The organism is Agrobacterium sp. 16-2014-1-2a, from assembly GCF_053522705.1.
In genome coordinates this window covers 344,774-358,776 of the sequence record NZ_JBNWBX010000005.1, presented here as the reverse complement: position 1 = coordinate 358,776, position 14,003 = coordinate 344,774, and the positions used below count along the sequence as shown (strand labels likewise).

Annotated in this window: 8 protein-coding genes; all 8 read left to right on the top strand. The window is 59.3% G+C overall.

What is annotated here, in order from left to right; translation table 11 throughout:
• Positions 1–9 precede the first annotated feature (9 nt).
• The 8 genes from ACQZ45_RS17605 (at position 10) to trxA (ending at position 13,996) form a co-directional block, all read left to right on the top strand.
• Positions 10–285, top strand: coding sequence for an HPr family phosphocarrier protein (locus tag ACQZ45_RS17605; RefSeq protein WP_003516321.1), 276 nt, complete (start codon positions 10–12; stop codon positions 283–285).
• A 129-nt stretch (positions 286–414) separates the two neighbouring features.
• Positions 415–1,815 carry an adenosylhomocysteinase gene (gene ahcY / locus ACQZ45_RS17600; protein ID WP_003516323.1) on the top strand — a complete coding sequence of 467 codons (1,401 nt, stop codon included), beginning with the start codon at positions 415–417 and terminating at the stop codon, positions 1,813–1,815.
• 208 nt (positions 1,816–2,023) lie between these two features.
• Positions 2,024–4,606, top strand: coding sequence for a sensor histidine kinase (locus tag ACQZ45_RS17595; RefSeq protein WP_003516327.1), 2,583 nt, complete (start codon positions 2,024–2,026; stop codon positions 4,604–4,606).
• Positions 4,603–6,108 carry a tRNA (adenosine(37)-N6)-threonylcarbamoyltransferase complex ATPase subunit type 1 TsaE gene (gene tsaE, locus ACQZ45_RS17590; RefSeq protein WP_113291802.1) on the top strand — a complete coding sequence of 502 codons (1,506 nt, stop codon included), beginning with the start codon at positions 4,603–4,605 and terminating at the stop codon, positions 6,106–6,108. The genes ACQZ45_RS17595 and tsaE overlap by 4 nt, the downstream gene beginning before the upstream one ends.
• Positions 6,109–6,131: 23 nt before the next feature.
• On the top strand, positions 6,132–6,869 hold the full coding sequence (locus tag ACQZ45_RS17585) for a nucleotidyltransferase family protein (protein ID WP_013635190.1): 738 nt from the start codon (positions 6,132–6,134) through the stop codon (positions 6,867–6,869).
• Positions 6,866–10,051 (top strand): double-strand break repair protein AddB, encoded by a 3,186-nt coding sequence (addB, locus tag ACQZ45_RS17580; protein ID WP_013635189.1) that lies wholly within the window; start codon positions 6,866–6,868, stop codon positions 10,049–10,051. The genes ACQZ45_RS17585 and addB overlap by 4 nt, the downstream gene beginning before the upstream one ends.
• Entirely contained in the window at positions 10,041–13,598 is a 3,558-nt protein-coding gene (addA, locus tag ACQZ45_RS17575; protein WP_448742386.1) for a double-strand break repair helicase AddA, read from the top strand. Before addB ends, addA begins: the two co-directional genes overlap by 11 nt.
• 77 nt (positions 13,599–13,675) lie before the next feature.
• Positions 13,676–13,996, top strand: a complete 321-nt coding sequence (gene trxA / locus ACQZ45_RS17570; protein WP_003516334.1) for a thioredoxin — start codon at positions 13,676–13,678, stop codon at positions 13,994–13,996.
• Positions 13,997–14,003 lie beyond the last annotated feature (7 nt).

Here is a 14,003-nt window from a genome sequence, read left to right as displayed (position 1 = left end):
GTCAGCCCCATGTCGCCTCACTCCCGGGAATTGCCGATCATCAACAAGCGCGGTCTCCACGCCCGGGCATCTGCAAAATTCGTGCAGATGGTCGAGGGTTTCGACGCGACGATTACGGTGTCGAAGGACGGAATGACCGTTGGTGGCACCTCCATCATGGGCCTCATGATGCTGGCGGCCAGCCCGGGATGCAGTGTCTATGTCGAGGCGAGCGGCAACCAGGCGGAAGAGGCGCTCGCCGCACTCGAGGCACTTGTTGCCGACCGCTTCGGCGAAGAAGCCTGACCCCGCCTCCATATAAAGACATAAAGACTTCTTTATATCGTTATTGCCAGATCGTTTTTGGCCTGCTAAACCGCTGCTACGTTTAAAAGCCGGGCCAATAGGCATGGCATTTCTGATCTGGAGAACTTCATGAGCCTTGAGAAGGACTACATCATCGCCGATATCAACCTTGCCGCATTCGGCCGCAAGGAACTGGACATCGCCGAAACCGAAATGCCTGGCCTTATGTCCTGCCGCAAGGAATTCGGCGAGAGCAAGCCCCTGAAGGGCGCACGTATTACCGGTTCTCTTCACATGACGATCCAGACCGGCGTTCTGATCGAGACGCTGAAGGAACTGGGCGCGGACATCCGCTGGGCGTCCTGCAACATCTTCTCGACGCAGGACCATGCCGCAGCAGCCATTGCAGCGGCCGGCATTCCTGTTTTCGCGGTCAAGGGTGAGAGCCTGACGGAATATTGGGAATATACCGACAAGATCTTCCAGTGGACCGATGGCGGCCTCTCCAACATGATCCTCGATGATGGCGGCGATGCCACAATGTACATTCTGCTCGGCGCGCGCGCCGAAGCCGGTGAGGACGTTCTTTCCAACCCCGGTTCGGAAGAAGAGGAAATTCTTTTCGCGCAGATCAACAAGCGCCTCAAGGCTTCCCCCGGCTGGTTCACCAAGCAGCGTGACGCGCTGAAGGGCGTGACGGAAGAAACGACGACAGGCGTTCATCGTCTCTACGATCTTGCCAAGAAGGGCCTCCTGCCCTTCCCGGCCATCAACGTCAACGACAGCGTCACCAAGTCCAAGTTCGACAACAAATACGGCTGCAAGGAATCGCTGGTAGACGGCATTCGCCGCGCAACCGACGTGATGATGGCTGGCAAGGTTGCCGTGGTCTGCGGTTACGGCGATGTCGGCAAGGGTTCCGCCGCCTCGCTGCAGGGCGCTGGCGCCCGCGTGAAGGTCACGGAAATCGACCCGATCTGCGCGCTTCAGGCCGCCATGGACGGTTTCGAGGTCGTTCGCCTGGAAGACGTTGTGTCTTCCGCTGACATCTTCATCACCACCACCGGCAACAAGGACGTCATCCGCATCGAGCACATGCGCGAGATGAAGGACATGGCCATCGTCGGCAATATCGGCCATTTCGACAATGAAATTCAGGTCGCTTCGCTGCGTAACCTCAAGTGGACAAACATCAAGCCGCAGGTCGACATGATCGAGTTCCCGAAGGGCAACCGCATCATCCTGCTGTCCGAAGGCCGCCTGCTGAACCTTGGTAATGCCACAGGTCACCCTTCCTTCGTCATGTCGGCGTCGTTCACCAACCAGGTGCTGGGCCAGATCGAGCTTTTCACCAAGCCGGGTGAATACAAGAACGAAGTCTACGTGCTGCCGAAGCACCTCGACGAAAAGGTTGCACGCCTTCATCTCGAGAAGCTTGGCGTGCGCCTGACCGAACTTTCCGACCTTCAGGCTGATTATATCGGCATCTCGAAGCAGGGTCCGTTCAAGGCAGAACACTACAGATATTAATTTCATAGTTAATATCCACTGAAATTACACAATATGTAGATGCCGTGCGCTTGACAAAGCGCGCGGCATCTTTTTTGCGCGCTCCCTTTCCGCAGATTTATGAAGACGGTATTGTCATCGAACTTGATTCGGACACGCCAAAGGGCGGCGGGGACGAAATGGGATGTCTTGTCGAAGATGCGGCACATAGGACGGAGACAGACCGGGGATGACGGTTCACAATTCGGATCTGCGCGAGCAGACAGTTCAACGCGTTGAAAACACGCATGCTGGCGTGGCATTGGGCGCGGCCATGGCGCGTTGCCGGCTGGCGATCAGTGCTGTGCGGACAGGCTTTTCGCGGCTTCCCGTCCTGATGTCCGGCACGGTTCTCGCCGGCTCTGCAAATGTGGCGCTGGCGCAGGACGGTCTTGTCGCAAAGACCGGCGCGCGGCTGTTTTCATCCGGAGAAACCATCACCTATTCGCTTTTTGTCGGCATGCTTTCGGCAACGCTGTTTTCCGTCGTCTGGCTGGTGCGCCAGCGCGGTAATATCGAGGCGGAGAGCGGTGAATACCGCAAGGCGCTGGCAGAATCCCACCACAAGATCGCGAAATACGAGGCGCTTATCTCCGACAAGAGCCGGCGCATCGTCATCTGGGACGGCGTGGACAAGCGCCCCGAATTTCTGGGGCAGCTGCCCGTAGAGACGGGCGCACCGCAGGCGGATCACGATTTTCTGGCCTTCGGGCGCTGGCTGAAGCCATCATCCGCGAGCCAGCTTGAAAAATCCCTCGAAAAACTTCGCAGCCACGCACAGAGTTTCGATCTGACCATCGAAACGCAGCGCGGCGAAGTCATTGAAGTTCAAGGCCGGGTTTCCGGCGGCAATGCCTTCGCGCGTTTCGTCGCCCTCAACAACCTGCGCGCCGAACTGGCCGAATTGCAGGTGGAGCGCGAGCGCCTGATCGCCTCGGTCTCCACGTTTCAGGAACTTCTCGATTCAATCGAACAGCCCGTCTGGCGGCGCAATGGCGAAGGCGAACTCATATGGGTGAACCACGCCTATGCGCACGCTGTGGATGCGCGCGATGCCGAACAGACCATTCAGGAGAAACGCGAGCTTCTTAACACCGTTACCCGGCAGAAGATACGTGCGGCTGCCACGCCGAGTTCCCCCTACCACGATCGCATTTCGACGGTGGTTTCCGGAAACCGTACCTTCTTCGACGTTGTCGATATCAAGACGGCGGGCGGTTCTGCAGGCATCGCCATCGATGCCACCGAAGCGGAAACCACCCGCGAGGAAATGAAGCGGGTTCTGAAAAGCCACGCCGAAACGCTGGATCATCTCGCAACGCCCGTCGCCATTTTCGACGGCCGGCAGCGGCTGCAATTCTACAATCAGGCCTTTGCCACCCTGTGGGGCTTCGATCTGGTTTTTCTGGAATCCGGCCCCGATAATTCCGAGCTTCTCGACAGGCTGCGCACCGCCGGCAAATTGCCCGAGCAGCTGAACTGGAAAAACTGGAAAGAGACGGCACTCTCCGTTTACCGCTCTCTCGATACCAAGACCGATCTGTGGCACCTGCCCAACGGCCAGACGTTGCGGGTTATCGCGACCGCCCACCCGCAGGGTGGCGCGACATGGGTCTTCGAGAACCTGACCGAACAGGTCGATCTGCAGATGCGTTACAACACCTTGGTGAAGGTGCAGGGCGAAACCATCGACCATCTGGCCGAAGGTGTCGCCGTGTTTGGTGCGGACGGACGTATTCGCCTTTCCAACCCGGCATTCAGGGCCCTCTGGGGCGTTACCGCCGAGCAGGCGGAAACTGGAACCCACATCCGCGCCGTGGAGGCCGCCTGCACGCAATCCTACGACAAGCCGGATGGCTGGCGCTCTTTCAGCCAGTTCATCACCAGCTTTGACGATGAACGCCCGTCGAGACAGGGAACGCTGGAGCTACTCTCCGGCCTGGTCCTCGACTACGCCATTATTCCGCTGCCGGATGCGCAGACCATGCTGACATTCGTCAACATGACTGACAGCGTGCGGGCCGAGCGGGCGCTCAAGGAAAAGAACGACGCACTGCTCAAGGCCGACGAGCTGAAGAACGATTTCGTCCAGCACGTCTCTTATGAGTTGCGCTCGCCGCTGACCAATATCATTGGCTTCACCGATCTCCTGAAGACCCCGGGTATTGGAGAATTGACGGACCGGCAGGCGGAATATCTCGACCATATTTCCACCTCGTCCTCGGTTCTTCTGACCATCGTCAACGACATCCTCGATCTCGCGACCGTCGACGCGGGCATCATGCAGCTGAACTATTCGGAAAACGATCTCAACGAATTGCTCGACGACGTTTCGGTGCAGATTGCCGACCGGCTACAGGAAAGCGGTATTTCGCTCGAGATCGTCGCACCCGCGCATCTCGGTAGTCTGGTGGCGGATCACCAGCGCCTGAAGCAGATCCTCATCAAGCTCCTCACCAATGCAATCAATTTTGCGCCGGAAGGGTCTTCCGTTCAGCTTTCATGCCAGCGCAGCGAGGGTGACTTCCTGTTCTCGGTGGCAGACAAGGGACCGGGTATCCCAGAAGACATGCTCAAGGCCGTGTTTGACCGCTTCGAGACGCGCGGCAACGGCGGACGGCGGACCGGCGCTGGCCTTGGCCTTTCGATAGTGGAAAGCTTCGTCAGCCTGCATCACGGCACTGTCAGCATCGACAGCCGGCCCGGCAACGGCACCATCGTCACCTGCCGCATTCCTTCGGGCGTGCACCCGCATTCCATCGCCGCAGAATGAGTGACGATATCCTGCCGATCACCCTTTCCCTCAATGGGGAGAAGGACACCCTCCGGTTAGGCGAAGATCTGGCGCTGGCTTTGGGAGCTGGCGATTGCCTCGCGCTGATCGGAGATCTCGGTGCGGGCAAATCCACCCTCGCCCGCGCCTTCATCCGGGCGATGGCGGATGCACCTGATCTTGAAGTTCCAAGCCCCACATTCACGATCATCCAGACCTATCCAACACGTATTCCCGTTGCCCATCTTGATCTGTACCGACTGTCTGACGTCTCGGAACTGGACGAACTCGGCATCGACGAGATGCTGGAAGACGGTATCTGCCTGATCGAGTGGCCTGATATCGCCGCCGCAATCCTACCGCCAAACCAGACCATCCGCCTGCGGCTGGAGCACTCCGGTGACGGGCGTCTGGCTGTGATCGATGCTCCCGCGAAACAGAAAGCACGGCTTGAGCGCGTTTTTGCCATTCGCGATTTTCTTGCGAAAAATGGCAAGGGCGATGCGACCCGCCATTTTCTAAGCGGCGATGCTTCCACACGCGCCTATGAGACCATTTCCACCGATGGTCCGGACCTTATCCTGATGGACTGGCGACGCCCTTTGAGAGGTGCGATCGTTGCTGATGGCAAGACCTATGCGGAAATCGCCCATCTTGCCCAGAATGCCCGTTCCTTCGTGGCGATCGGCAATTATCTGCGAAATAGCGGCTTTTGCGCGCCTGAAATACTGGCGGCGGATACCGATCAGGGCATTCTCCTCCTGGGGGACCTCGGGCGGGATGGGGTGCTTGCGCCTGATGGAACGCCGATAGAGGAACGTTATCTGCAAAGCGTCGCGTGCCTCGCCGCCCTTCACAAGGCTCCGGAACCGCGCAAGCTGCCAGTCGGTGACGGCAGCACCTACGAAGTACCTCCTTTCGATCGACCGGCGATGAAGATCGAGGTGTCGTTGCTGGTGGAATGGTATCTGCCCCACAAACGCGGCAAATCACTGTCCGATACCGAGAAGCGTGACTATTATGCTCTTTGGGACAGCCTGATAGACGCGCTCAGTGGCTGCGAAAGCGGGCTACTTCTGCGCGATTTCCATTCGCCGAACATTCTCTGGCAAGAGCATAATGCAGGCATCCGGCAAGTCGGACTGATCGATTTTCAAGACGCGATGATCGGCCCGACGGCCTACGATCTCGCCTCCATCGTGCAGGATGCGCGGGTTACCATTTCGCCCGAACTGCAGGAACGCCTGCTTTCGCACTATCTCGACATTAGACGAGACGAGCCGTCCTTCGATGAGGCGTCCTTTCTCAAGGCTTTCGCCATCATGTCGGCGCAGCGCAACTGCAAGCTGGCCGGTATTTGGGTAAGGCTGTTGGAACGCGATGGAAAACCCGGTTATATGAAACATATGCCAAGGACGTTTCGCTATCTTTCCGCAGCGCTTTCGCATCCCGAACTGGCACCGCTCAAAGACTGGTGCGTCCACATGGGCATGGAATTTTAAAGACTGAAAGACGGTTGACCACAATGACGATCAAGAACGCGATGGTGCTGGCCGCCGGGCTCGGCACCCGGATGCGCCCGATCACGGATACGATCCCGAAACCGCTCGTCAAGATCGCCGGCAAACCGATGATCGACTACGCGCTCGACGCCCTTGTCGAGGCCGGCGCCGAGAAGATCGTCGTCAACGTCCATCACCATGCCGATCAGATGATCGCCCATCTTGAAACCCGTACCGACGCCGAAATCCTGATTTCCGACGAGCGGTCGCAGCTGATGAATTCCGGTGGCGGGCTTGCCAAGGGCCTGAAACTTCTGGAGCCAGGTCCCGTCTTCGTCATGAATGCCGATCTTTTCTGGATTGGCGAACAGCTGAATGCCGTCAGCAACCTGCGCAAGCTTGCGCAATTCTTCGATGCCACGCGCATGGATATGGCGATGCTCTGCGTCGATATGGACCGTACCACCGGTCATAACGGCAAGAGGGATTTCAACCTCTCTTCGGATGGTAGACTGGCGCGGTATCGCGACGGGGACACGAACCCGGTGGTTTATGCCGGGGCCATTGCCATGGATTCGCACCTGCTGGATGATGCGCCGGGGGATGCTTTCAACTTGAATATCTATTTCGACCGCGCCATCGAGAAAGAACGACTTTTCGGACTTTCACTGGATGGCCACTGGATCACCGTCGGCACTCCCGATGCTATAGACGATGCCGAAAGTATCATCCGGCAATTCAGGGAAAAGCGCTCTGCATGACTTTCACCCATCACGCAAAGCGCGTCCTGACGATCGCTGCGGGAACACCGTTCCTCAAAACGCTCGCGGAAACGCTGTGTGACGGGACACTGACAGCCGGCTATAAATATGACCCTGCGGATCCGCTTTCGCTTGCCAAGGTGACGATCTATGTTCCGACCCGGCGCTCCGCCCGCGTGCTGCGCTCAGAGTTTGTCGATCTTCTGGGCGGTCGTTCCGCCATTTTGCCACTGATCCGGCCGCTCGGCGAAACCGATGACGACAGCGGCTTCTTCGAGATCGAAAATCCTGAGATCATGGATCTGGCGCCCCCGATTTCCGGCACCGGCCGGCAAATCGAGCTGGCGCGCCTCATTCTGGCATGGCGCAACAGCCTGCCGGACGCCATCAGGGCCATCCATTCGGACTCACCACTTGTCGCACCAGCCAGCCCTGCCGACGCCATATGGCTGGCGCGCGCGCTTGGCGAAGTGATCGATGCGATGGATACGGAAGAAAAGGAATGGGAGGCGCTCGCGCATCTCGATACCGGCGATCACGCCCAATGGTGGCAGCTGACGGCGGATTTCCTGAAAATCGCCAGCGTCTTCTGGCCTGCCCGTCTTGCCGAACTCAATCGAACTTCCGCAGGCCGACATCGCAACGGCATCCTGAGGGCGGAGGCGAACCGGCTTGCCAACCTGCCGGACACCGGACCGATCGTCGTTGCGGGCTCCACGGGCTCAATTCCGGCAGCAGCAGACCTTATCGCCTCTGTCGCCTCGCTGCCCCAGGGCGTCGTCGTGCTTCCGGGCCTCGATCTTACGATGCCGGAGGAGCAATGGGAGGCTATTGCCGAGGACCCTACTGATCCTTCAAGCCGCACCCATTCGCAATACGGGCTCTACATGCTGTTGCAGAAGCTCGACATCATGCGAGACGATGTCGTTCAGATCGGCGTCATCGATAGCGATCTTGAAAAACGCGCGGCGGTTTTTTCGGCAGCACTTGCTCCTGCCAAATCCACCAGTGACTGGAACCGCTGGCGTGAGGACAAGCAACCCGGATTTTTCGACGATGCTTTTGCGGCAGCGACCCTGATAGAAGCTGCCAACGAGCGCGAAGAGGCAACCGCAATTGCGGTGGCGCTGCGGCTGGCGCTTGAAGCGCCGGGCGCTGGCCGCCCGTCTCAGGCCGCGCTGATCACGCCCGATCGCGGACTGGCCAGGCGCGTGGCGACGGAATTGCAGCGCTTCGGTATCGAAGCCGACGATTCCGCCGGTACGCCGCTTTCCGCCACGCCGCAGGCCGGACTGACGCAACTCGCACTGGAAGCTATCCTCAGGCCCGGAGATCCGGTGCCGGTCATTTCCCTTCTGAAACATCCGCTCAGCCGTTTCGGGCTTTCGCTGGAGGCTTTTACAAAAGCATCAAAGGCGCTGGAATTGATCGCACTTAGAGGCGGCCGCGTCGAAACCGAAATCGGCAATCTGGAGGCGGTTCTCGATGCGCAACTGGCGGCACAGCGCGATGACCGGCATCCGCCTGCCTGGAGGCTGGCACTGCCCGAGGGAAGCGTAGACGCCGCGCGCGATCTGGCACGCCGGATCGCCGTTTCGACAGAGCCGCTTGGCAGCGCATTCGTTCGTCGCGACCGCTCAGGCCGGTCTTTCACGGACAAATTGCCGCTTTCCGATTGGGCCGAGCGGACGGGCCGGGTGATCGAAGCCATCTGCGCGGATGACAACAACGATCTTGCCACTCTCTGGTCCGGCGAGGCAGGCGACAAGCTTTCCGGCCTGTTTGGCGAATTGATGGAAAGCGGCGAAATCCTTGATGCGGATGGTCCGCAATGGGCCGATATCTTCGCGGCACTGGTGGCTGGCGAATCGATCAAGCCGCGATCCATGCGCCATCCTCGCATTTTCATTTTCGGTGCCCTTGAGGCACGACTGCAAAGCGTCGACACTGTCGTGATCGGCGGTCTCAATGAAGGGCTTTGGCCGGGCCAGACGGCAAACAACCCGTTTCTGTCCCGCAACATGAAGACAGCCATCGGTCTGGAACCGCCGGAGCGGCGCATCGGCCAGCTGGCGCACGATTTCGAGATGGCGAACGGGACACGGCAGATTTTCTACAGCCGCGCGCTCAGACAGGGCTCGACACCCGCAGTCGCATCGCGCTGGCTGCAGCGATTGCTGGCACTCGGCGGCGAGGATTTTGCCGACCAGCTGAAGAAGCGCGGCGAGACCTATCGCCACTGGGCGGCACTGATGGATGCGAGCATCGACCAGGAAGCAGCAAAGCGCCCTGCCCCCAAACCGCCGGCCGACTTGCAGCCGAAGAGCTATTCCTTCAGCGAAGTGGGCAGGCTGCGCCGTGACCCCTATTCGATCTACGCGCGGCGTATCCTGAAGCTCAACCCGCTTGATGGCTTCAACCGCGATCCCAATGCCGCCGACCGTGGCACGCTCTATCATGCAATCATCGAGCGCTATTCCCGCGAGGGGCATATTCCCGGCACGCCGGCATCGCTCGAGGCCATGCAGCGTATTCTGGATGAAAGTTTCGACGCGGAAGATCTTCCTGCACATGTCGATGTCATCTGGCGCCCGCGATTCGAGGCGGTGGCACGCGCCTTCATCGACTGGGAGAAAGAACGACATCCATCCATCCGCCGCAGCTTTTTCGAGGCGCGTGCCGGACAGGAAATCCCCGAGGCAGGAATAAGGCTGACCGGCATCGCCGACCGCATAGATATCAAGACCGGCGGTCAGGCGGATATTATCGACTACAAAACGGGGCTTGCGCCTTCAGTCAATCAGGCGCGCGCGCTGCTCGACCCCCAGCTCGCGCTGGAAGCGGCAGCACTGATGCGGGGTGCCTTCCGCGAGGCGGGTTCGCAGACACCTGAAAACCTTATCTATGTGCGCCTGCGGCCGGGTACCCGTTTTTTTGCCGACCAGGTTAACAACGAACACTCCAACCGGGGTGGCAAAAAAGCACCCAAATCGGCAATTGAGCTGGCAACCGAATCAATCGATCAGCTGGCCAAGTTCGTGCGTTCGCTGCGTGATGGCGAGAACGGTTTTGCCTCGCGGCTGGTGCCGGAGGAGCAGCAGTCCTACGGTGGGGAATACGACCACCTCGCCCGCGTTTCGGAATGGTCGACGGCAGAACCGGGAGACGGCGATGATGATTGACCCTATCGATCACGGGCCTGCCACGGACACCCCGCAAAGCTGGATAGACTGGACGAGCGACCGGCAGCGGCTCGCCTCCGATCCGGCAAGTTCCGCCTGGGTTTCGGCCAATGCCGGTTCCGGCAAGACCCATGTGCTGACCCAGCGCGTCATCCGCCTGCTTCTGGCCGGGTGCCGACCCTCCGCAATTCTGTGCCTCACCTATACCAAGGCAGCGGCGTCCGAAATGTCGAGCCGCGTTTTCGACCGTCTGGCGGAATGGGCTACGTTGCCGGATAACGATCTTGGGGATCGCGTCGCTGCCATCGAAGGAAAGATGCCGGATCGCATCAAGCTGGCCGAAGCGCGGCGGCTGTTCGCCAAGGCGCTGGAAACGCCCGGTGGGCTGAAGATCCAGACGATCCACGCCTTCTGCGAAGCCTTGTTGCATCAGTTCCCGCTGGAGGCCAATGTCGCCGGCCACTTCTCCGTCCTTGATGACCGCGCCGCAACAACCCTGCTGGCCGAGGCACGTCGGTCGCTTTTAACGGCGGTTTCGACGGAGGGAGACACCGATCTCACGCAGTCTCTCGCTTATGTGCTTGATTTGGCGGACGAAAGCGGGCTCGAATCGCTACTCACCGCCATCATCGCCAATCGCAGCGCCCTTCGTGCCTTTTTGATCGATGCAAAACAGGCTGATGGCATCGATGTCCAATTGCGGCAGGCAATGCAGATAGACGCGGGTGAAACCGAAGAAACGGCAGCGGCGGCATTCTGGCCCTTGCCAGGTCTCTCGGGGCTTTCCCTCGATACCTATCTGACGCTTGCCGATGAAGTGGGCGGATCGCGCGTCATAGATGTCGCTTATGCCCTGCGGGAAGCGAAACGGCAGACGGATTCCGTGCGGCGCATGGAATTCATCGAAGCTGCGCTGTTGACAGCCAAGGGCGAGAAAAAATCCGATGCCTATGTCATCAACAAGGGCATGCAGAAATCCGCACCCGATCTCGTCGACGCGCTGACGCTTGCGCGGGACCATGTCGTGGCCTGTCGCAACCGCTATCGTCTGGTGCGAATGCTGGAGGCGACGAAATGCGCGCTTGTTCTGGCTGAGAGACTGATCGGCGATTTCGAGGATCTGAAAAAGCAGCGAAGCCAGCTCGATTTTGAGGATCTGATCGAGCGCGCCGCCAATCTCCTCAACCGCGATACGGCGGGCGCCTGGGTACATTACAAGCTAGATCAGGGTATCGACCATATCCTCGTCGATGAGGCGCAGGATACCAGCCCTGTGCAATGGTCGATCATCCAGTCGCTGGCGGCGGACTTCTTCAGCGGCGAGAGCGCCCGCATGGGGCGGCGCACGCTTTTTGCCGTCGGTGATGAAAAGCAATCGATCTATTCGTTCCAGGGCGCGCGACCGGAGCGGTTTTCGCAGGAGCGCGACGAGACCAAAAGGCGTGTCGATTCGGTGGAGCAGGCATTTCACCGCATCCGCCTGCCGCTGTCCTTCCGTTCCACGGAAGATGTGCTGGCCGCCGTCGATCAGGTCTTTTCGGACCCTAAAAATGCCAGCGGCCTCAGCGCCGATAACGAGCCAGTCGAACACCGCTCCAACCGCGCCGGCCACCCCGGCACCGTGGAAGTCTGGGATATGGTGGCGCCGGAAACCGCAGAGGACGAAGAAGACTGGACGGCGCCTTTCGATGCACTTCGGGAAAGCGCGCCGGCCACCATCGTTGCCCGCCGGATCGCCGCGCGCATTGCCGGCATGATCGGCAACCAGACAATCATCGAAAAGGGCGTGGAACGCGCTATTGAGCCCGGCGATATTCTTGTGTTGGTCAGAAAACGCCATGCTTTCGTCAATGCGCTGACCCGTGAGCTGAAACGGCGCAAGAACATTCCCGTCGCCGGTGCCGACCGTCTTCGCCTGACCGATCACATCGCCGTGCAGGACCTTCTGGCGCTTGGCCGTTTTGTCGTGCTGCCTGAGGATGACCTTTCTCTGGCCGCGCTGTTGAAAAGCCCGCTTTTCAATCTCTCCGAAGACGATGTTTTTGATGTCGCTGCCACGCGATCCGATACGGAGAGCGTGTGGCAAAGATTGCAGACGCTTTCGCAAGACGAGAACGGCCGCTTCTTCGCAGTCGCCAACAAGCTCAAGAACTTCATCGCGCTTTCGAAAACGGCAACGGTGCATGATTTCTTCGCTGCGGTTCTGACCCTGCATGACGGGCGCAAAAAGTTCCTGGGTCGTCTCGGCAACGAGGCGAGCGATGTTCTGGACGAGTTCCTGTCCTTTGCGCTTGACCATGAAAGGACCGGCTTGCCCGGCCTGCAAGCCTTCCTATCCGTTCTGGAAACGGATTCGCCGGAGGTGAAACGCGAACAGGACAAGGATCGCGGTGAAGTGCGGATCATGACCGTGCACGCCTCCAAGGGTCTAGAAGCGCCGGTTGTTTTTGTGGTCGATGGCGGTTCGAAAGCCTTCAACCACAGTCATGTCCCGAAACTGCGCTTCGTTGAAGCAGACGGGGATGCCTTCCCCGTCTGGCTGCCTGGCAGCGGTTTTTCCAATCATCTCATTCGCGCCGATGAGGAACGCCTGAAGACGGCCGCGGAAGACGAATATCGCCGGCTGCTTTATGTCGCGATGACACGCGCTGCCGATCATCTGGTCGTTTGCGGTTATCGCGGCCAGAAGGAAAATCCCGAATGCTGGCATGCCATCGTCAAGGCAGCACTCGCCGACAATGAAAAGCACTGCCAACCGCAACAGTTTATGGCCGATGGTGAAGAGTGGCAGGGGCTTGTCTGGCGCAAGTCCGATATTCGTTCGACCACCGCTCCGCAAAGGCTGCCTGAACCACAGACGCAAGAAGAATATGCTCTTCCGGCGGGGCTTCTTACCCCCTTGCCCGCCCTGCCATCATTGCCGAGGCCACTCAGCCCTTCCGGCGCGGGCACCATCATTGATGACGGTGCGGACGATCTTGCCGTGCGTTCGCCGCTTTTCGGCGAAAAAGCCGATGTCTCCTCGCTGGCATTGCAACGCGGTCGGCTGGTGCATCGCATGCTGCAGGCCCTGCCGGATTTTGCCGAGAGTGAGCGGGAAGAGGCAGCCCGCCGCTATGCCGAACGTGCCGCACGGTTCTGGCCGTCTGCCGAGCGCGAACATCTGATACGGGCGGTTTTGCGGGTCATGTCCGAACCATCTGTACAGCCGGCATTTTCGCCCAATAGCCGCGCAGAAGTTTCCATTATGGGGACCATGACGATCGGCAGGCAGCATTATGCGGTTTCCGGCCGTATCGACCGGCTGGCAGTGGATGGCGACCGCGTCATTCTGGTCGATTACAAGACGAACCGCGTGCCGCCGCGCGACGCGCACGAGATACCCTTCTCCCACACGGCACAGCTTGCCATCTATCGCGAAATTCTGTCACCGCTTTATCCCGGCAAGGAATTTGTCTGCGCGCTGATTTATACGGAAAATGCCGCTTTTATGACGGTTGGTGACGATGCCATGATGCAAGCCCTTGCCGCAATAAAGACAAAGTGAGATACCGGGGCATTGAAATTTCGACGCGCCCGCATCACATCGATAGTGGAAAAGATTCACTGAAAGGAGAGCCAGATATGGCTACCGTAAAAGTCGACGCCGCCAACTTCCAGTCCGAAGTCCTCGAATCCTCCGAACCAGTCGTAGTGGATTTCTGGGCCGAATGGTGCGGCCCGTGCAAAATGATCGCGCCGAGCCTTGAAGAAATTTCGTCCGAGCTTGCCGGCAAGGTCAAGGTCGCGAAGCTCAACATCGACGAAAACCCGGAACTGGCTGCCCAGTTCGGCGTTCGCTCCATCCCGACTCTTGCCATCTTCAAGAGCGGCGAAGTGGCTGACATCAAGGTCGGCGCTGCGCCCAAGACAGCGCTTTCGGCCTGGATTTCCGGCGCCGCGTAAGCGACTT

Excerpts from the sequence above, each read along its gene's own strand:
- trxA (WP_003516334.1), top strand. The coding sequence starts at position 13,676 with ATGGCTACCGTAAAAGTCGACGCCGCCAACTTCCAGTCCGAAGTCCTC.
- ACQZ45_RS17605 (WP_003516321.1), top strand. The coding sequence starts at position 10 with ATGTCGCCTCACTCCCGGGAATTGCCGATCATCAACAAGCGCGGTCTC.
- addB (WP_013635189.1), top strand. The coding sequence starts at position 6,866 with ATGACTTTCACCCATCACGCAAAGCGCGTCCTGACGATCGCTGCGGGA.
- ahcY (WP_003516323.1), top strand. The coding sequence starts at position 415 with ATGAGCCTTGAGAAGGACTACATCATCGCCGATATCAACCTTGCCGCA.
- ACQZ45_RS17585 (WP_013635190.1), top strand. The coding sequence starts at position 6,132 with ATGACGATCAAGAACGCGATGGTGCTGGCCGCCGGGCTCGGCACCCGG.
- ACQZ45_RS17595 (WP_003516327.1), top strand. The coding sequence starts at position 2,024 with ATGACGGTTCACAATTCGGATCTGCGCGAGCAGACAGTTCAACGCGTT.
- addA (WP_448742386.1), top strand. The coding sequence starts at position 10,041 with ATGATGATTGACCCTATCGATCACGGGCCTGCCACGGACACCCCGCAA.
- tsaE (WP_113291802.1), top strand. The coding sequence starts at position 4,603 with ATGAGTGACGATATCCTGCCGATCACCCTTTCCCTCAATGGGGAGAAG.